Origin of the sequence: Flavobacterium pectinovorum, from assembly GCF_006438875.1 — a bacterium.
In the GTDB taxonomy this organism is placed as follows: domain Bacteria; phylum Bacteroidota; class Bacteroidia; order Flavobacteriales; family Flavobacteriaceae; genus Flavobacterium; species Flavobacterium pectinovorum_A.
In genome coordinates this window covers 74,942-93,365 of sequence record NZ_RCZH01000018.1, presented here as the reverse complement: position 1 = coordinate 93,365, position 18,424 = coordinate 74,942, and the positions used below count along the sequence as shown (strand labels likewise).

The 18,424-nt window shown below is 34.4% G+C and carries 18 protein-coding genes and 1 pseudogene; 18 read left to right on the top strand and 1 reads right to left on the bottom strand.

Features of this window, described 5'->3' with window-relative positions; all coding sequences use genetic code 11:
• Positions 1 to 123: 123 nt before the first annotated feature.
• On the bottom strand, positions 124 to 297 hold the full coding sequence (locus EAH81_RS22045) for a helix-turn-helix domain-containing protein (protein ID WP_241676626.1): 174 nt from the start codon (positions 295 to 297) through the stop codon (positions 124 to 126).
• On the opposite strand from EAH81_RS22045, the gene EAH81_RS27935 reads away from it, so the two are divergent.
• From EAH81_RS27935 to EAH81_RS21950, 18 genes and pseudogenes are all read left to right on the top strand, one after another.
• Positions 247 to 750: a recombinase zinc beta ribbon domain-containing protein gene (locus EAH81_RS27935; protein ID WP_241676625.1), complete on the top strand. Its 504-nt coding sequence runs from the start codon at positions 247 to 249 to the stop codon at positions 748 to 750. The two genes, EAH81_RS22045 and EAH81_RS27935, sit on opposite strands and share 51 nt — an antisense overlap.
• Before the next feature lie 697 nt (positions 751 to 1,447).
• Complete coding sequence (locus tag EAH81_RS22035) at positions 1,448 to 1,918, top strand: RNA polymerase sigma factor (protein WP_140511160.1); 471 nt, start codon at positions 1,448 to 1,450, stop codon at positions 1,916 to 1,918.
• A 2-nt stretch (positions 1,919 to 1,920) separates the two neighbouring features.
• Positions 1,921 to 2,466, top strand: coding sequence for a hypothetical protein (locus tag EAH81_RS22030; RefSeq protein ID WP_140511159.1), 546 nt, complete (start codon positions 1,921 to 1,923; stop codon positions 2,464 to 2,466).
• Positions 2,467 to 2,792: 326 nt separating this feature from the next.
• Positions 2,793 to 2,999, top strand: coding sequence for a PTS sugar transporter subunit IIBC (locus tag EAH81_RS22020; protein WP_140511158.1), 207 nt, complete (start codon positions 2,793 to 2,795; stop codon positions 2,997 to 2,999).
• Positions 3,000 to 3,584: 585 nt separating this feature from the next.
• Positions 3,585 to 3,989, top strand: a complete 405-nt coding sequence (locus EAH81_RS22015) for a response regulator (RefSeq protein WP_140511157.1) — start codon at positions 3,585 to 3,587, stop codon at positions 3,987 to 3,989.
• 387 nt (positions 3,990 to 4,376) lie between these two features.
• A complete protein-coding gene (locus EAH81_RS22010; RefSeq protein WP_140511156.1) occupies positions 4,377 to 4,811 on the top strand; it encodes a GNAT family N-acetyltransferase in 435 nt (144 codons plus the stop codon).
• 324 nt (positions 4,812 to 5,135) lie between these two features.
• Positions 5,136 to 5,282 (top strand): annotated as a pseudogene (locus tag EAH81_RS22005) (DDE-type integrase/transposase/recombinase); the annotation flags it as partial.
• A 616-nt stretch (positions 5,283 to 5,898) separates the two neighbouring features.
• A complete protein-coding gene (locus EAH81_RS22000) occupies positions 5,899 to 6,081 on the top strand; it encodes a hypothetical protein (RefSeq protein ID WP_140511155.1) in 183 nt (60 codons plus the stop codon).
• 300 nt (positions 6,082 to 6,381) lie between these two features.
• Entirely contained in the window at positions 6,382 to 7,980 is a 1,599-nt protein-coding gene (locus tag EAH81_RS21995) for a hypothetical protein (RefSeq protein ID WP_140511154.1), read from the top strand.
• A 336-nt stretch (positions 7,981 to 8,316) separates the two neighbouring features.
• Positions 8,317 to 8,556: a hypothetical protein gene (locus EAH81_RS21990; protein ID WP_140511153.1), complete on the top strand. Its 240-nt coding sequence runs from the start codon at positions 8,317 to 8,319 to the stop codon at positions 8,554 to 8,556.
• Positions 8,557 to 8,810: 254 nt separating this feature from the next.
• Positions 8,811 to 9,869 carry a transporter gene (locus EAH81_RS21985; protein WP_140511152.1) on the top strand — a complete coding sequence of 353 codons (1,059 nt, stop codon included), beginning with the start codon at positions 8,811 to 8,813 and terminating at the stop codon, positions 9,867 to 9,869.
• A 249-nt stretch (positions 9,870 to 10,118) separates the two neighbouring features.
• The gene (locus EAH81_RS21980; protein ID WP_140511151.1) at positions 10,119 to 12,473 is read left to right on the top strand and encodes an arylsulfatase; all 2,355 of its coding nucleotides are present in this window, start codon (positions 10,119 to 10,121) and stop codon (positions 12,471 to 12,473) included.
• Positions 12,474 to 12,540: 67 nt separating this feature from the next.
• On the top strand, positions 12,541 to 13,674 hold the full coding sequence (locus tag EAH81_RS21975; RefSeq protein ID WP_241676624.1) for a hypothetical protein: 1,134 nt from the start codon (positions 12,541 to 12,543) through the stop codon (positions 13,672 to 13,674).
• Positions 13,675 to 13,732: 58 nt separating this feature from the next.
• Positions 13,733 to 14,989 (top strand): BamA/TamA family outer membrane protein, encoded by a 1,257-nt coding sequence (locus tag EAH81_RS21970; RefSeq protein WP_140511150.1) that lies wholly within the window; start codon positions 13,733 to 13,735, stop codon positions 14,987 to 14,989.
• Between the two features lie 70 nt (positions 14,990 to 15,059).
• Positions 15,060 to 16,010: a hypothetical protein gene (locus EAH81_RS21965; protein ID WP_140511149.1), complete on the top strand. Its 951-nt coding sequence runs from the start codon at positions 15,060 to 15,062 to the stop codon at positions 16,008 to 16,010.
• 94 nt (positions 16,011 to 16,104) lie between these two features.
• Entirely contained in the window at positions 16,105 to 16,869 is a 765-nt protein-coding gene (locus EAH81_RS21960; protein WP_140511148.1) for a porin family protein, read from the top strand.
• A 23-nt stretch (positions 16,870 to 16,892) separates the two neighbouring features.
• Positions 16,893 to 17,663 carry a DUF2490 domain-containing protein gene (locus EAH81_RS21955; RefSeq protein WP_140511147.1) on the top strand — a complete coding sequence of 257 codons (771 nt, stop codon included), beginning with the start codon at positions 16,893 to 16,895 and terminating at the stop codon, positions 17,661 to 17,663.
• Positions 17,664 to 17,789: 126 nt separating this feature from the next.
• Complete coding sequence (locus EAH81_RS21950) at positions 17,790 to 18,410, top strand: outer membrane beta-barrel protein (protein ID WP_140511146.1); 621 nt, start codon at positions 17,790 to 17,792, stop codon at positions 18,408 to 18,410.
• The last annotated feature ends 14 nt before the right edge of the window (positions 18,411 to 18,424 follow it).

Below are 18,424 nucleotides of genomic sequence, written 5' to 3'. Positions count from 1 at the left end.
GCGGTCAGTCGATTTTGATACAAGTAGTAAAAAGAATAAAAATTACAATTCCAATCATCCACTTTTCTTGAATGATATCGCTTTTTATCTAGGTTTGCAAATGTGATATAAAGTCCATTTTTTTTAAATTTGTGAAGTGGTTAAGTCAAACTTTTGTTTAAATGAAGTATAAAAATGAGATAGATTTTCGAAGCCTAAATCCAAATAAAAATCAGCTGGTTTTTGTTTTTTATGTTTGATTAGATAATGTGCCTCATCCAAACGCTTAGCCGGCAACCACGGGTTAATGGACAACATGATGCCATTATTAGCGAGGGTTTATTTTATCGGGTGCAGGACGTTCTCGATAGTAAAGCACGAACATATAGACCAAAAGTTAAAACAATTGAAAATTTCCCATTGCGAGGTTTCTTTCTATGTCCCCAATGCGGTCAGAAGTTAACAGGTAGCAAATGTAAAGGAAGGAATAAATATTACTACTATTATCATTGTCATAAAGATTGTAAATGGAGAGTTAACTCGGAGATTGCTAATAAAATATTTAAAGACCATTTAAATAAATTCAAGCCTTTACCGGAGGTTAAGAAACTATATGCAGCAGTTCTGCTTGAAGGGTACAGAGAGCATGGGGTAGTCGCTAGTGAAAAGAAGAAGTCGCTTGAACAAATTGCAGTTTATGAAAAGAAATTATCAGTTGCAAGAAATTTATTAGTTACAGAGAAATCGATCCTGAAGATTACAATCTTATGAAAGTTGAGTATAATGCAATTATCAGTAAGCTGGAAAAAGACATTGGAAATGTAGAGGATGACAGGGCTAGTATATAGCACCTAACGAACTCAGGACTGGAAAACCTCTTAAAGCTCGGTGAAACCTTTGAAAATGGCACTTAGCTGATTCTAGGGAGATGATTGGTTTAATTTTTCCTGAAAATTTTACATTTCGCGAAAGTAAAATCCAAACCGCTCGAATCAATGAAATGGGCCAGCTGTATCTATTTGGTAAACAATATATTACGAGCAAAAAAAACGGGACAAAAGATGATGTTTTTCTTTTGTCCCGAGTAGTGACCCGTAAAGGACACATTTCAAACCATTTTATGGAGGATTTAAAGAGATTGGCTTACTACAAGTAGAGGCTGTCTTTATATGTCCTCAGTATTTTGGTTTAGATGTCCTGTTGGGGATTGAAGCAAAAATGGATGTAATTTTATATCTGATTTTGCAATAAAATGTAATTTGATAATTTTTACTTTATTAATTTAATGCAAGAAGAGACAGCCTTAATTTTTTGTGGCAAAAAAGGTCTTAACTTCCGTCTAAATAAGGACGTATTATTGTTTGTTTAAAATAGTGATTTCGAAAAAAAACAAGACAATTGTAAGTTTTTCAAATTTTTATCAACCAATGAATGAAATAGAAATTATGAAGAAAGTAAGCAATCAATTATGAAAGATCAATTTACAGATTTAATATTTCCTCATCAGGCATTGATTCATAAGATTTGCCGGATGTATAGGGATACACCCGAAGATCAGGAAGATCTTTTTCAAGAGATAATCTATCAACTTTGGAAATCCTATCCCAAATTTCAAGAAAAGTCTAAAATATCGACATGGATGTATCGTATAGGATTAAACACTGCCATGGCATCATTCAGAAAGAACAAAGTCAAATTATTGTATTCTCATACTGTTCCGGATAAAAATATCCTTTCGGAAACCACAGAACATTGGCGAGAGGAACTACTATTTTCGGCGATTCGCCAACTGAGTGAAGACGAAAGAGCACTTATTGGACTTTACCTAGACGATTTTAGCTATTTTGAAATTGCAGAAATCATTGGGATTTCAGAAAACCACATAGGAGTTCGTTTGAACAGAATTAAGAAAAAATTAAAAGTAATTTTAAATACATAATTATGGAATTAGAAAACTTAAAATCAGAGTATCAAAATACAGGAAAAGTAGTATTGAGTAAAACAGACATTGAAAAAATAATTTTGGAAAACAATCATCCTGTATTAAAAGGTATAAAAATACAACTGCTAATAGAAACGGTTCTTTGGGCTATTTTCCTGGCGGTATATTATAATATTTTTGATGGACACTTAAAATCCCCTCTTTGGAACTTCCTCCTTGTTGTATCTATTATTTTTATATTAATACATAATGTATTGGGATTTCAAATCATAGGCAATCCCATAAATGGAGAAACCATTCTAGAATCATTAAAAAATTACTTAATCAAAATTAAAAACTATGCTGTTATTTCTATTGCTACACGAGTATTTGCAATTCTAATGCTTTTGGGCTATTTTATTTCAACTATATCATTAACCAATGAAAAACTTGTCTCCTTAAGTTTTATTTCTCTTGTTATTCCTGTTCAAATTTACTTATTGTACCGAGTTTGGGCTAAAAGAAAAAGGAGAATAAATAAGATGTTTCAAAGGCTGAAAGAATAAACTAATAGTCGCTTAGATCGCAAATAATTATCTTAGCCCGATGAAATATATTTCAAGGAGCGGATTCGATAAAATTTCATAATAAATTTAACGTGATATTGTTGTTAAATTAAAAGCTATTGATAAAAAAATGAAATAGAAAATAAAGCATTAGTCGAAATCTTTCAAAGATTTTCTGAATTTGACGCCTCAGATAAAAGGCATTTAGTAAATCTTATTCCACCGACTGATATTGATTTTAAAACAGGAGTTCTTTCTTTAGATTTACATCAAGCATTTTTAAAAATATTATCAAAAAAATAAGTAGCCAAAAACTAATAAAAAAAATGAATTTCATTGAGAAGAATGTTTCAGTAGAAAAAGCCGTTATTATTCTTTCCAAAAACGGCATTCAGGTAAATGAGAAGGAAGCTAAAATTATTTTGGAATTACTATATTTAGTATCAAAAAATTACGATAAACCAAGAGAGAAAAAAAACACTATATCCTTAACGGGACTTCGAACCATTGTTCAGCTTCGATTAAATCTCTAATATAGCTACTTTTAGACTGTTTATTTCAAACAGACTAAGGATTCCTCATGAAAAAATCGAACCATAAAACATCACACTTTAAATACTTGATAAGTAACTGTTTACGGTTAAAAAAAAGGAGATAACTATCATGTAGTTGTCTCCTTAAGTGACGACGGGACAAATTTCTATAAATTTTATGGAAGATTTAAAGATATTGGCGTACATATCTAGTGTCTGTCTTTCATTGGCTTTATAAATTTGGTTTGGATGTCCTGTTGGGGATTGATGGAAAAATCTATTTGATTTCTCAAATGATTTTTAATAAAATGCTCTTGGATAATTTACTAAAAGTAAAATAGACAGTCTTAAAATTTTGTGGCAAAAAAGGTATCCACTACAAATCTTATGCACCACGGTTCTGCCACAAAACTGAGAAAATCAACTTTAGAGGACTGTAAGTTATTACAAAGTTTTTCAGAGTTATTACAAATTAGCATTATTGCTCTTTGATATAGTTTTATTTTGTAATAAAATTGCACTGAATTTAAATACAATAACTGGCTTAAATTAGAATTTTTTTGCTAAAAAAAAAATAGTTTGGGAATGAAATACAAAAATATATTACTAGTCAACGATATTAACGATGATGCAGAGACTTTTGTATTAGTGGTGAATGCAATTAATCATAAAATTAGATCATCAGTAGAAGGTAGTGCACTTGAAGCTTTAAAAAAGCTTCAGAATTCAAAATTATCACCCGATATAATTTTCTTGGATTATAACATGCTAGATCTTGATGGAACAGGATTTCTTAAATTACTTCGAGATATTAAAGGTCTAAAAAGAATTCCAATTGTACTTTATTCTCGAAATTCAGGATATATGCTACAGGAAGCGATGACCAAATTCAAGAAAGTACAGTTTTTGAAGAAGCGTACGAACTTTAGAAAGCTTTTTAAGTCCCTACAAGAGATAATTATGCTTGAAAAGTCTGAAAAAAAAGTATAATGACTTGAAATTATTGCTTCTAACTTCACCCCTCAGCTGGAGCGGGCGTCCCGTTTGTAAACGCAAAAACAAAAAAACTCCAAATTTCTCAAAAGCTTTTTGTCTTAGTAGCGGGTATATTTGAAAAATCTAACGAGTTTATCGATGATTTTTATAGAATTGTTAGTATGAATGATAATCTTAAAAAAAAAATCCTAATATTGAAATGAAAAGGTAAGCACAAAAAATATTATGATAAATTAAAAGTCCTTTTAATGATTTGTAAGTGTGCTTTTTTTGAGAAAATAAATAAAGAGAATCAAACGTTCTCCAATATACCCATAATTGGGTGTATAAGCGAAGGTTCGTTTCTTCTACAAACAAGTTAGTGGTAATTGTAAATCCAATATGAATCTATTTTTAAGACAAGCGGAACTAAAGGATGTTGAATTTATAGCCGAACTATCTAGTCAATTAGGTTATAAAACATCACTTGAAAAAATTCAGAATCGGATTTCTGAAATCTTAAACAATGCTGATAATTGCGTTTATGTAATTATTGATAATGAAAATATTATAGGTTGGATTCACGGCTTTTATTCCCTTAGAGTTGAATCCGATTCTTTTGTGGAGATTGGAGGTCTAGTAGTAGATGAAAACTACCGAAGAAAAGGAGTTGGGAAAATATTAGTTACGAAAGTAATCGAATGGGCTTGTTCAAAAAAGAGTAATAAAATTAGAGTAAGATGCAATACACTTCGCAAAGAAACTCATGTGTTTTATGATAGAATTGGTTTTATTGAAACAAAAGAACAAAAAATATTTGACATGGAATTAGCTTAACAAAACAACTCCCGCTAATAGCTACACGAATTTGGGCAATTGGCTTAATGGAAAGTTGGTTTAGTATCCATAACTAATCAACTAAAAACCATTCAAACTAGAGTGTTTTTGGCTTTTTATAACATCATGATATCCATGTAAAGCGTACCAAAAGACTAAATTCATGTACTCAGATTATCCTGCAATCGCTGGGAAATCCTAAAAAGAATCCAAATTAGGATTTAGATCCCTCCTTCTTCTTGAATAGGCTATTTCAATACTAAATTCCTCGATTTAATTCCTCAAATTACCTCCTAGCTATGCTATATAAATTGTGTACTAAACCGTAAATATCTCAACAATATTGTAGAACAGGATCATCGTTTTATCAAGTGGCGTATACAAAACGAATTAGGCTTTAAAAGTTTTGAATCGGCCAGACGAACATTGAGCGGAATTGAAGTTGTACATATGTTAAGAAAGAATCAGATGGTTAGACCAGGGATATCTATGTTTAAATCATTCTGTAAATTGGCTGTATGTAGGTAAGTGATTTGAAAAGATTGATTAAAATCCTTCTATTTTTTAGGAGCTGTTCCCGCTATACGCTACAATCTTTGCGCCGGACCCCGCCACAAAGGATTTCACTGCTATCGGGGCTATGGGCTGCAACGGGCCCAATTTTGTCTTTGGAGAAATGTAAATTTGAACCCAATTGTTGTATTTCTAATTTACAGGCGGTGCAAAAAATAAATAGGTTTTACGGCTCTAGAGCAACAATCAATGTAAAACCTAAACACAGGGCTGTGCCTTTTCAGCTTTGCTAGACAATCACCTTTTTAGGCTCATGAAACAATACATAGCGTACTGCGGTTCTTTAAACCAATAAAAATATTGAAGGTTATAATAAAGAAATGGCGCCAATTGTCTTCAATTGGCGCCTTTTGGCTGTGGTGACCTCGACTGGACAAATTTCTATACATTTTATGAAAGATTTGAAGAGATTGTCTTACTACAAATAGGAGCTGTCTTTAGATGTCTTCAGTATTTTGGTTTGGATGTCCTGTCGGGGATTAATGTAAAATATATCTAGTCTTAATATGTGATTTTGTCAAAAAATGTAATTAAATTAAATAAAAAGAACAGCCTTATTTTTTTGTGGCAAAAAAGGTATCAACTCCATTTTGATAATGGTGTTTTTGATGCCGATAACCTTGATCCGATTTTTAAAGATAATGGCAAACGAATTCCTCTTACAGGAGAAGAAAAAATAATCTTATTGCGTTTATGAAAAACGGTAAGTGACACTAAGTTTTTAGGAAATTAATTCTAATCATTTTACAATATTCCATAGTCATTCTGGTAAGAAGAAAAACAGTTAACAATTCTAATGTTGCAAAAAAAACAGTTTCTTACACAAACTTTTTTTTTGTTTTATTTTATAATTTTATATAATAATGATAATCAAAATGTTAAGGCTTTTAATTTTTTTAATATCTTTACCAAATTAGTTTTTTAAGATTACAAAATTATATATGTAGATAGCCAGCCTCCCCATACGTTTAGATCACAACCAATTGAAATCAATTATATGGAAACTCAGGAAGTTTTCTCCTCTGAAGAAATTAATCAAGAACTTCGGCGGGCACTAAATTTTTCATTATTTAAAAATTCGCCAACACTGTCTAGGTTTTTGGAATATATTGTTATGGAATCCCTCAACGATAGAGATAAGCACATTAAAGAATACAATATAGCGATAAATGTTCTTAAACGTCCTTCCAGTTTCAATTGTAATGATGATGCTATTGTGCGTATTCATGCTGGAAGACTAAGAAGAGCATTAAGCTTGTATTACAGTTCTGAAGGAAAAGATAATGAGATCTATATTGAAATTCCCAAAGGACGCTATGTACCACAATTTAAGCAGCGGGAAAAAATTATTGTAAATAACAGCTATACATATAAAACTTTATCTAATATTGCTGTAAACCCAACTGTAGCAATATTTCCTTTTAAATGTACATCCGAAAAAAAAGATGAAAATATATTTGCGCTGCTTTTAGGGGAAGGGGTTAGTGCTGAACTTGCCAGATTTCAGGATATTTCCGTGATAGGATACTATTCCATGGAAATGACAGCTAAGATCAATCAGAATATTTTGGAAGCAGGCAAACTTGTAAATGCAGATTATATAATAAATGGGACAATTAATTTCACTGACGAAAGAGTACGAATCAGGATAAACCTTTTAATTACTTTAACAGGCGAAATCATCATGACAAAAACATTTGATAAGGAAATTAAATATGGAATATTCGAAATACAAGATGAAATTATTCAAAGTTTTATTGCAACGGTAGGCGGGTATTATGGAACTATTTTTCAGGAAATTGCAAATGCTTCTCCTTCAAAGGCCTTAAACAATTCTAAAGTTAGAGAGGGCATATATAATTATTATCAATTACAGCGTTCATTTTCTGTCAATAATTTTAATGCTGCAGTTTCAACACTCCGTGATGCCTTGAATTTACACCCTAATAATACAGTGGTAATGGCTATGCTGAGCGAACTATACTTAGATGGAATAGTGCTGGACATACCTACTGTGCCCAATCCATTAGAATGCGGATATAATTACTGTATGGAAGCGCTAAAGATTGACCCTCTTTGCCAGTTTGCCTGGCATAGCCTTGCCTGGGTATACTTATTTAAGAAAGAAAAAGAGTCCTGTCTTCGTGCAGCCCTCAGATGTATTGAACTCAATCCTAACTGTTCAGTTATGGCCTGCGGTGCTGGATTTGTCTTAATTTGTATAGGTTATTTTGAAGAAGGTTTCCATCTCATGGACGATGCTATTAAGTTAAATCCTTATTACCCGTGGTGGGTGAACGCCGGATTTAGTTTTTATTATATACAAATTGAAAATTATAATGTGGCTTATTTCTGGGCGGAAAAAATGAATTCAGCAGAAACTTTCTGGTATCATTTGCTGAAGGCAGTATCGCTTTCGTATATGAGTGACCCTACAGCTGAAAAATATCTGTCAAATCTGCTGGAAATGATGCCAGAAGCTCCAACACAAATAAAAGAAGTGGTTTCAGGCCTTATACTGTCGGAGGAACTAGTATCACAAATCATTCTTGGACTGGAGAATGCAGGCTTACAACTTCTAAAGGCGGATTTTTAAACTCTTTCTAATAATTTTTATTTTTTTTATTCACTATCCATACAACACTTGTTATGGCTGGATTTATCGTTTGTAATCTGAAGATTTGAGTGGTTTATTCCTTTTTATTTAACGGCCGTTTAACAGTTAATAACGTAAATAAACAATTGCAATTTTATAATTTTATAAAGCTCTAATTAACAGTATTTTATGATTTGTGATTTTGCGTAATTTTGATTATCAATTCATAAACTATTGAATTATAAAAATGTGCTAATGGTAGTAATTTGATAAACTGTTAAAATAGATCTCAGTGAAATATTGTTATTAAAGTTTAACCATCTTAACTGACTAAAAATGACTATTCCAAAAGCCTTAAATAATGAGAAATTTTCGAAGTACATGGAGTCAATTATTGTCTTGTATTTAGCAGACGATGAGTTTAAGACAATCTGTGATGATTACTGTACAAGTAAAATGAATATCGAAAAGTATACTAAAAAATCAGAGGAAAACACACAGTGTAAGTCGGATTATGAGGCGTTGTCATTAGAACTGGAAGAAGAAATAATAAGATTTATAACAAAGATTAAATAATTGTAAACGTTCAGCAGTCATTAAAATGGATTAAGGCAGAAATTAAAATATAAAAATTGTTTTAATTGATATGTTTACTGTTGACGGAAGCACTTTATAGCCCAACAGCGTTAGCTAAAGTTATCATAAAACTAATTGTACTATGTACGGGCATTAAAACATACCTCGCCAAGTTAAGAACGGAAGTACTGTTTCTAGGCGTATTAAATTTTGAGTCATTTTTATTTTGGGTCTACTAAGAAAAAAGTTACAAGATGGAAAACAACAAAGAAAACAATAAGCTAAAAATAAAGGGACACCTTTTATTTTTGATGTTATTTTTAGGAATTATTTCCACGGTGGGGCAAAGTAATAATGTATCTCCGATGCTCACCGGGCATTATCTCCCAGGAATCATTAATGTAAGGGATTTTGCTAATCCAGCCCCAGCAACCGGGCTAATTGCCTTGGATTACAATGTATTTCTTTCCGGAAATAAATTTTACGGAGCAGATGGCAAGCGGGTTACACAGATTACGGGTCCTCTTGGCGCGCCGATTAATTTGAATGTTGATATCAATGGATATCTCAATTCACCATTTCTACTTTGGGTTTCGAAATTTAAGATACTGGGGGCTGCCTATATTACTGGACTGACGGCAGCTTACACCACAGTGAGTACCAGTTCGGCATACGAGCGTATTAGACTAATTGATTCCATTCATCAGAGCGGGACAGTCAATGGTAAGGTTAATGGTTTTTCAGACCTTGGTGTCATGCCTGTTTTTCTAAGCTGGGGACTAAAAATGTTTGATATCACGGCGGGTTATATGTTTTATGCCCCAACAGGTGAATATGAACCTGGAGGATCGAACAATACAGGGTTGGGGTATTGGAGCCATCTCGTTCAAGGGTTTGCCTATTATTATCCATTGAAAATTAATGGTGAGACATCAAAAGCATTAGCCTGTATGCTGGCTTCGACATACGAAATCACAAGCAAAATGGAAAAAGCAGATGTAAATCCTGGCAACAGGTTTTATCTTGATTATGGAATCAGTCAATATTTTTCAGACAAATTTTCTCTTGGCATTTTTGGAGGAAACAGCTGGCAAGTTTCACAAGATGAAGGAAATGGTGTTTATTGGAATAGTCATATAAAAGACAGAATCGGCGTACTGGGATTTGAAGCAGGATATTGGCCAGGGGCCGGGCGTGTACAAATTACAGGAAAATACGGATTCAATTACGGTGCAGTACAGAGTTTTAAAATGAACACTTTCGAAATTAATTTGCTTTTTATAACAAATGCTCTAACAGGCAATAAACTGTAAAATAGTAATAGCATAATTTGAACCGATAATGAATTCAAGGCTATTTGTGATGATTATTATATCAGTAAAATAAATATCGAACAATACAAAAAAAAATGTGAAGAAGATACTCAGTGTCAAACAGAATATGAATCCTTATCTGTGGAACTGGAAGAAGAAATTTTAAGGTTTGTAAAAAATATAAATAAAAGAGAGTAATAGTACACAAGTTAGTACAGAATAAAAATCTATTAATTAAAAAATGTAACCATGAAAAAATTAAAAACCACAGTAGTTCTATCTTTGATAGGATTTTGTTTGTTTCCTGCTGTAATAGCGGCGCAGGAACAAAGCAGCGAAAGCACCTACGACAGGACTTCGTTGCCTATAAGAGAACCTGAGAGACAGATTTATACTGAACTCGATGCCAGAAATGCCAAAGCACCTGCGCGATGGGCAGTAACAGCTCCAAAGGGCGCACCAAACATAGTTGTTGTTCTAATTGATGATATGGGATTTGGAGCATCAAGCCGTTTTGGAGGCCCAATCAATATGCCAGTATTGGAAAAATTAGGTAATGACGGTATCAGTTATAACCGTTTTCATACTACGGCTCTATGTTCTCCCACACGTACAGCACTGCTGACAGGTTATAATCATCATAGCAATAATGCCAGTTCTATCATGGAAACAGCTACAGCTTTTCCTGGAGCAACTGGTGTAAGACCCCAAACAATTACCCCAATGGCTGAAGTACTTCGCCAGAATGGTTTCAGTACAGCTGCTTTTGGTAAATATCATGAAACACCACCTTGGGAAATTTCTATATCTGGACCGCTGGATCGTTGGCCGACACATTCCGGTTTTGATAAATTTTATGGATTTATTGGAGGAGAAACCAACCAATGGTCACCTATTATTTATGATGGTACCACACTGATGGAAACTCCAAAAGATCCCAATTATCATTTCACGACAGATATGACCAATCAAGCGATCAATTGGATGCGTTTTCAACAGGCATTAACCCCAGACAAACCTTTCTTTGTGTATTTTGCTACAGGAGCAGCTCATGCACCGCATCATGCACCAAAGGAATATATTGATAAATATAAAGGCAAATTCGACCAGGGCTGGGATAAAGTAAGAGCAGAAACTCTTGAGCGTCAAAAAAAATTAGGTATTGTTCCCCAAAATGCCCAGCTGGCTCCTAAACCTCAGGACATAAAAGAATGGGAAAAATTATCAGCAGATGAGAAAAAAATGTTTGCCCGTCAAATGGAAACTTATGCCGGATTTGGTGAACATACCGATCATGAAATTGGAAGGCTCTACGCAGCAATTGAAGATCTTGGGATTGCAGACAACACTGTATTTATTTACATAGTAGGAGATAATGGGGCCAGTGCCGAAGGAACAATGAACGGCGTATTTAATGAATATACCTATTTCAACGGCGTAACTGAAACCATACAGGATATGCTCAAACATTATGATGAGTGGGGCGGTCCAAACACTTATCCACATTATGCTGCAGGATGGGCCGTTGCTATGGATGCTCCTTTTGCTTATACCAAACAGGTGGCTTCAGATTTTGGTGGTACCCGAAACGGAATGGTCATTCACTGGCCAAAAGGTATTAAAGGTAAAGGAGAAATCCGCTCACAATTTACCCATGTTACCGATATTGCCCCAACAGTCTATGAAATAACTAAAATCCCTGCACCAAAGTCAGTAAATGGCATTAAACAGGATCCTATTGAAGGAACCAGTATGGTTTACAGTTTTAATGATTCGCCGGCTAAAGAGAAACATACCGTTCAGTATTTCGAAATGTTTGGCAACAGGGCTATGTACAAAGACGGCTGGTACGCTAGAACGATACACAGAGCCGGATGGAGCAATAAGCCTATTCGTTCTCTGCAGGATGATATATGGGAGCTGTACAATTCAAACGAAGATTTCAGTTTATCGAACAATGTTGCAGCTAAAAATCCCGAAAAGCTGAAAGAACTTCAGACATTATTCATGTCAGAGGCTGAGAAATATCATGTGCTTCCTATTGATGATCGTCTGCTGGAGAGAACAAATGCAAAATTAGTTAACAGACCTGATTTAATGGGCGAAAGAACTTCTGTAACTTATGGGGAAGGAATGAAGGGAATGCAGACAGATGTTTTTATTAATACAAAAAACACATCATACACCATTACGGCCAAAGTAGATGTTGCTGCCAATTCAAATGGCGTAATTGTCTGCCAGGGAGGAAAATTTGGCGGTTTTTCATTTTACATTAAGGCTGGAAAACCGATTTTTACCTATAACTTTCTTGGACTCCAATCTTTTAATATAGCTTCAGCACAGGCTCTAAAACCTGGCAAACATACCATTGTATATGATTTTAAATACGATGGCGGTGGTCTGGGAAAAGGAGGAACAGGAACCCTGACTGTTGACGGTACCAAAGCTGGTGAAGGCCGTATTGATAAAACTGAGTTTGCTATATTTTCTGTAGACGATCTTGCCGATGTAGGCACCGATGATGGAACCCCTGTTACTAACTACGGTGGTTCTGCACACTTTAATGGAAAGCTTGATAAAGTAACTATTGAAACAAAGAAATAAAAAATCAAGTATGCTTAAAGTTAAATAATTAAAGCACTTTTTACGAACCAAATAGACATGCAAAGCAATGAAAAATAAAATGAAATATAATATGCTAATACTGTTTGCTCTTCTATTCTTCAGCATGAATATTTTTGGACAGGTATATACTGATAAAATAGTTGGAAAAAAAAATGAGGCACTAAAAGACAGTCTTGAGGTTCAGAAATATCCGTATGCATTGCCTATTTGGGGAGAAAAAGTAGCTCAAAAAGGGTATAAATTGCCTTATTCAGCAGGAATCTCAATAAATTATTTCTGGCAGGAATCTGATTTGGATATTTCTAATCTGAATGTGGGATTTAATAATGGTCCTCAGTATAATCTGGATCAGATCGTAAGGTTTAACAGTTCTGTTGCATCAGCTAATGCGGTTAATATCAGACCCGATATCTGGCTTCTGCCTTTTTTAAATGTGTATGGTATTTTGGGTAAAGCCAGTACTTCCACAACAATAAATGCAGGCATCTGGATTCCTGATGCTGACAATAACTGGTCAGAGGTAACATCCTTCAGTTCAAAAGCAAATTTTAGTGCTACTACCATGGGATTTGGAATAACCCCTACCATTGGTATTGGAGGAGGATGGCTGGCTTTGGATATGAACATGACCTGGACTGATGTAGATGCTTTGGAAAATCCTGCTTTTGCTTTTGTGTTTGGACCACGTATAGGCAAGACTTTTAAATTTAAAAAGCCCGAGAGCAATGTTGCCGTTTGGGTAGGCGCCTTTAGGGTACACTTAAAAAGTGAAACAAAGGGTTCCTTAAACCTGGCAGATGTATTGCCTTTGGAAGGTGCACAGGCTAAGGTTGACAACGGGCTTGAAAAAGTCAGCGAAAATCAGTCTGCGGTCAATAACTGGTGGAACTCCTTATCTAGTGCCCAGCAGGCCAACCCGGCAAATGCAGCCAAATATAATACTGCCAATAAAGCCCTTGAAACAGCGGGGACTTTTTTGACCGCAGTGGATGGTGCACTCAGCACAGCTGGTTCCTCTACTGTTCAGTATTCACTGGAAAAAGCTCCATCAGATATGTGGAATTTTATAGTAGGGGGGCAATATCAGTATAATAAGCATATAATGCTGAGGGCTGAGTATGGCTTTTTGGGAAGCCGTGAGCAATTTTTAACCAGTATTCAGTATCGGTTTGGTCTTTAATACTATAGAGCTAATTGAATGCACAATTCAGAGCTGATCTATTATAAACGAAAAAAAAATGAGAATTAAACATAGGGGACCTATTTTTCTTTGGAGCATTACACTAATGTGTGTTCATCTCAATTTAAAGGCACAAACTGAACTGGTGCCAGATAAGGATTGTGAAGCTAAGACATTGTTTGAACTTTTTAAGAAAAAGGATTCTGTACTGGTTGTAAAACCTGTTAAAAATAGTTTTTTTCTTGTCATTCCGGTTATAGGATCACAGCCTGCAACAGGATTTGTTTTTGGAGGTGTAGCCCAATATACTTTCAAAGGAAAGGAACTAAAGGATAAATATTCGATAGTAAATTTAGGAGTTACCTATACGACCAAAAAACAGTTACTAATAAATGCCAAGAATAGTGTGTTGTTAAAAAATAACAGAATATACCTCAACGGTGATTATCGTCTTTATCTCTTTTCGCAGGCAAATTACGGGCTTGGAACCAATATCGTACCCACTGAAAGAGAAGATCCTGATTTTGCCCTTGAAAGTATAGAACAGCCTATGGATTACAATTATTTTAAGTTTCACCAATCTATGTCATGGCAGATTAAAGAGAATTTTTATGTTGGAGCAGGAATTGATGTAGATTGGTATTCTTCTATAAAAGATAAAAACCTCGATATAGCAAATGGACAGTACACGTATCATTATAATTATAGTCAAAAATACGGATTCAATGACTGGGAATATTTTGTAAATGGGGTAAGCCTGAATTTGGTTTATGATTCGCGAGATAATCAGGTAAATGCAAGTCGCGGTACTTTTGCCAATATCAATTTCAGAATCAATCCGGATTTATTTAATAATCAACAAACGAGCCAGATTCTTTATACCGAATACAGACGATTTATTCCCCTTAGTGCCAAAAACGAACATTACATTTTAGCATTTTGGGCATACGGGCAATTTGTTACAGGAGGAAAAGTGCCGTATTTAAATCTTCCTGCAATAGGTTGGGATCAAAGAAGCCGAAGCGGGGAGGGATATACTCAAGGGCTTTTTAGAGGAAGCAATATGATTTATTTTTCTTCGGAATTCAGATTCCCTATAACCTGTAATCAATTATTGAGTGGTACCGTGTTTACGAATTTCATTACTGCCAGCAACAATGATTTAAATGTAAAACTTTTTCAATATATACAACCAGCAGTAGGGATTGGTTTGCGAATTTTAATTGATAAGGCTACTCGAACTAATCTGATAGTAGATTATGCCTGGGGCCGACATTCCAAAGGATTCTACCTCAATGCAGGAGAAACATTTTAAAAAGAATTTCAATACTCTTTAGTAAAAAAGTATTGAATTAAAGACTGTAAAAATTTAAAAAAATAAGGTCATGAATTGTAAACTTATTATTGCACGCACATTAATTCTGGGAAGCATCTTATTACCGGGAATATCTTATTGCCAAGAATTTGCAACAGTTGTTGCTCCTGCGAATTTAAAAGATAATAGTAGAGACATTTTCTCTTTAGGTAATCAAACGGATGAATTGTATTTCTACAAAAAGCCAAAACCAACACCGCCCTGGTTTGTAAGGCGTTTTAAAGCAACAGCGGGATTGTTTATTCCGGTAAATAGTACTAAAATCAAGGTGGGTAGTAATGACGATTCCTTTGGAACTGAAATTGATTTTGAAGATAATCTGGGGTTTAAAAAAACAACCACTACTTTTTTGGGCAATTTTCAATGGCGGGCTTCGCGCCGGTCGAGATTTGATTTAGGATATTTTCATCTGGATCGAACCACAACACATCAATTGCAAAAAACAATCGAGTTTGGTGATCATACGTATCCGGTTAATGCCACTGTGCATTCCTTTTTTAAAATTGATATGTATTTATTCTCGTATGGTTATGCCTTTTTTCTCAAACCAAAATATGAATTGGGCCTAATGATAGGAACACACACTTTGGCCACTGATATCGGAATTGATTTAATAGGTCAGACAGCAGAGGCCAGTTATAAGGATAAGTTCAATTTTACCGCTCCTTTGCCGGATTTAGGTATCTGGGGAGGTTATTCCTTTGCAGACAAGTTTGTTTTGAACGGCAACCTAAATTATTTTTCTCTTAAAGTAAATGATTTCAAAGGAAAAATTGTCAGTTATAATATAGCAGTTATGTATCAGGCTCTTCCTGATTTAGATGTTACTCTGGGATACAGCGGAATGAACTTTACGGTAGATGTCGTTAAAAACAGACTTGACGGCTATCTTAAATGGGGATATAATGGCCCCTTACTGACAGTATCATATGCTTTTGGAAAAAGAAAACCATTTGATTAGTAGTAATGTTATGGAATAGTAGAAGCACAGGATAAAAAAAATGTTCCGCTTCTTGTAAAAACCTGCATTTTATTGGGGCTTTAATAAAAACATTATGAAAAAATATATAATAGTACTAACGACCATTTTCTGCATTAACCATGCAAACTCACAAGTTCTGATTTCTTTGCTTTTTGGCGACAAACTTAATTCTCCGCATTTGGAATTTGGTTTAGAAGGAGGTGTAAATTTTGCTACTATTTCTAATCTGGAGACTTCAGGTTCAAACATTGGATTTAACCTCGGTTTTTATTTTGACATAAAATCAAAAAAAAATCCTGCCTGGATGCTCAGTACCGGAGTCATCGTAAAATCTCCAATGGGAGCCAAAGGATTGCCTGTTTATGAATTAGCCAATGAAGATTTAAATAAAACATTTGCCGGAGGTTCCGTAGAAAGAGAAATTAGATATTTTAATGTTCCTATTCTAGTTAAATATCAGTTTCACAATAATATTTATGTTAAGGCAGGGCCAATGCTGGGGCTGCTGTCTAAAGCCTTTGACAAGTTTAGTAAAGAAATCGATAATGAAGATGTCATTTATAAAAATAACATAAGGGATCAGATCCATGTTATTGATGCGGGACTTGCCCTTGGGTTAGGATATCATTTAAAGACAGGCAACGGTATGAACATCGGTATACAGTATTATCATGGGTTAGTTCCGGTAATGAAAGGAGATCAAAATCCGGATGAATTTAACAGGTCATTTTATATTGTAGCGGCAATACCAATCGGGAAAGGCAAAGCAGCGAAAGAAGTTCAAAAGAAAAAAGCACAACAAGAGGTTCTAATTCTGCCACAAAGTAACTCAATGTAAATCTGTTGCTAAATGATTTAAATATGAAAAGAATACGAATTCATGTTTTTCTGTTACTGGCCGGGACTTTAAAACTATATGCTCAAACGGATGAACTGAACCAATTTTGGAACGAGTATGCTTTTACAAAAGATTTAAGTCAAAAATGGGCGTTAGAATTAAATATTGGATTAACCACAAGCAGTGTATCTCATGATAATAATATTTTTTATAATCTAACACAGGTGTATGGTAGAGGATGGGCACATTACCGGCCTGACGACAGATGGAAAATTTCTTTTTTCTATGCTTATTTTTTTAATAAAAATGTTCCGGAACTAAATCAAAAAGAAGCTCCGGAAATTAGAATGGCAGTTCAGGGAATGTATCGTTTACTCAAAGAAGGAAAATGCAAAGTAAATCTTCGGGCCAGGTTTGAAGATCGTCATCTTCAAAATGAAGATGGATATTTTGAAGCTGTAATGCGATTTAGATTTCAGGTAAGGGCAGTTTATTCCTTTACAAAAAATGATGTTGATAAAAATGCATTCTATGCTTTTGTTTCAGATGAATTATTTTTTAAAACCAAAAGCCAGGTCAGCGGTCCGGATTTGTTCGATCGAAACAGGGCCACAATTGGATTAGGTTATTTTTTGACAGATGATATACAAATCGAAGTTTCGTATGCTAATGAAATTATGCCAAGAGAACCGATCAACCAGTTAGTGAACGCCTTTCAGATAAATATTGTTTTTAATGATTTTTTACCCAATTTAATAAAATCAATAACGCCTAAAAAGCCCATTATAGAATAAATATCAGTCACGAGATTAAGTAACAAAGTAATGATATAAAGAATTAATGAAACGATAAGCAGCTCATACAGCTTAGTTTCAATTGAAAAAAAACAATCAATTGTTAACCAATTAAAAATCAAAATTATGAAAATGAATCATTTATTATTCGTTGTTTTTTTATGCTCGATAGGAGCTTCTGCCCAAAGTTCAAAGTCCTTCTTGCTTAATTTGTATGGAGGTTATACCTTTTCTGACAGAGTAGACTTTGACAATTCGTATGCCACTGTTGAAGGTGGATTTGAATATGGACTTGGCCTGGAATATTTTTTTATTGAAAACAGTTCAATTGAATTAAAGTACAACAGGCTTGACACAAAACTGCCTTTATATGGACCTACAGGAACGCAGATCAATGCCGGAGATGACAAAGGTGCTATAAATTACGTTTTGGTAGATTATACACATTACTTCGAAACAGGTTCTCAAAAGGTACTGCCATATCTGGGCGCAGGTGCGGGAATAGCCATTCTTGAAACACCTCAAAGCGGCAGTGGAACTTATTTTGCGTGGGGTATTAAGGCTGGTGTTAAAATAAAAACAAATTCACCTTTGTCTATAAATCTAAATGCCTATTTACAATCGATGTCGGCTGCAGTAGGTAATGACTACTATTGGACTTATTACGGACTTGTAGGAGTGTCTGATTACGTATCTACTTATCAATTTGGCCTAGGAGCTGTGCTAAGTTATGATTTTAGTAAATAACCATTGAATGTTAA

Excerpts from the sequence above, each read along its gene's own strand:
- EAH81_RS27935 (WP_241676625.1), top strand. The coding sequence starts at position 247 with ATGTGCCTCATCCAAACGCTTAGCCGGCAACCACGGGTTAATGGACAA.
- EAH81_RS22045 (WP_241676626.1), bottom strand. The coding sequence starts at position 297 with ATGTTGTCCATTAACCCGTGGTTGCCGGCTAAGCGTTTGGATGAGGCA.
- EAH81_RS22035 (WP_140511160.1), top strand. The coding sequence starts at position 1,448 with ATGAAAGATCAATTTACAGATTTAATATTTCCTCATCAGGCATTGATT.
- EAH81_RS22030 (WP_140511159.1), top strand. The coding sequence starts at position 1,921 with ATGGAATTAGAAAACTTAAAATCAGAGTATCAAAATACAGGAAAAGTA.
- EAH81_RS22020 (WP_140511158.1), top strand. The coding sequence starts at position 2,793 with ATGAATTTCATTGAGAAGAATGTTTCAGTAGAAAAAGCCGTTATTATT.
- EAH81_RS22015 (WP_140511157.1), top strand. The coding sequence starts at position 3,585 with ATGAAATACAAAAATATATTACTAGTCAACGATATTAACGATGATGCA.
- EAH81_RS22010 (WP_140511156.1), top strand. The coding sequence starts at position 4,377 with ATGAATCTATTTTTAAGACAAGCGGAACTAAAGGATGTTGAATTTATA.
- EAH81_RS21995 (WP_140511154.1), top strand. The coding sequence starts at position 6,382 with ATGGAAACTCAGGAAGTTTTCTCCTCTGAAGAAATTAATCAAGAACTT.
- EAH81_RS21990 (WP_140511153.1), top strand. The coding sequence starts at position 8,317 with ATGACTATTCCAAAAGCCTTAAATAATGAGAAATTTTCGAAGTACATG.
- EAH81_RS21985 (WP_140511152.1), top strand. The coding sequence starts at position 8,811 with ATGGAAAACAACAAAGAAAACAATAAGCTAAAAATAAAGGGACACCTT.
- EAH81_RS21980 (WP_140511151.1), top strand. The coding sequence starts at position 10,119 with ATGAAAAAATTAAAAACCACAGTAGTTCTATCTTTGATAGGATTTTGT.
- EAH81_RS21975 (WP_241676624.1), top strand. The coding sequence starts at position 12,541 with ATGAAAAATAAAATGAAATATAATATGCTAATACTGTTTGCTCTTCTA.
- EAH81_RS21970 (WP_140511150.1), top strand. The coding sequence starts at position 13,733 with ATGAGAATTAAACATAGGGGACCTATTTTTCTTTGGAGCATTACACTA.
- EAH81_RS21965 (WP_140511149.1), top strand. The coding sequence starts at position 15,060 with ATGAATTGTAAACTTATTATTGCACGCACATTAATTCTGGGAAGCATC.
- EAH81_RS21960 (WP_140511148.1), top strand. The coding sequence starts at position 16,105 with ATGAAAAAATATATAATAGTACTAACGACCATTTTCTGCATTAACCAT.
- EAH81_RS21955 (WP_140511147.1), top strand. The coding sequence starts at position 16,893 with ATGAAAAGAATACGAATTCATGTTTTTCTGTTACTGGCCGGGACTTTA.
- EAH81_RS21950 (WP_140511146.1), top strand. The coding sequence starts at position 17,790 with ATGAAAATGAATCATTTATTATTCGTTGTTTTTTTATGCTCGATAGGA.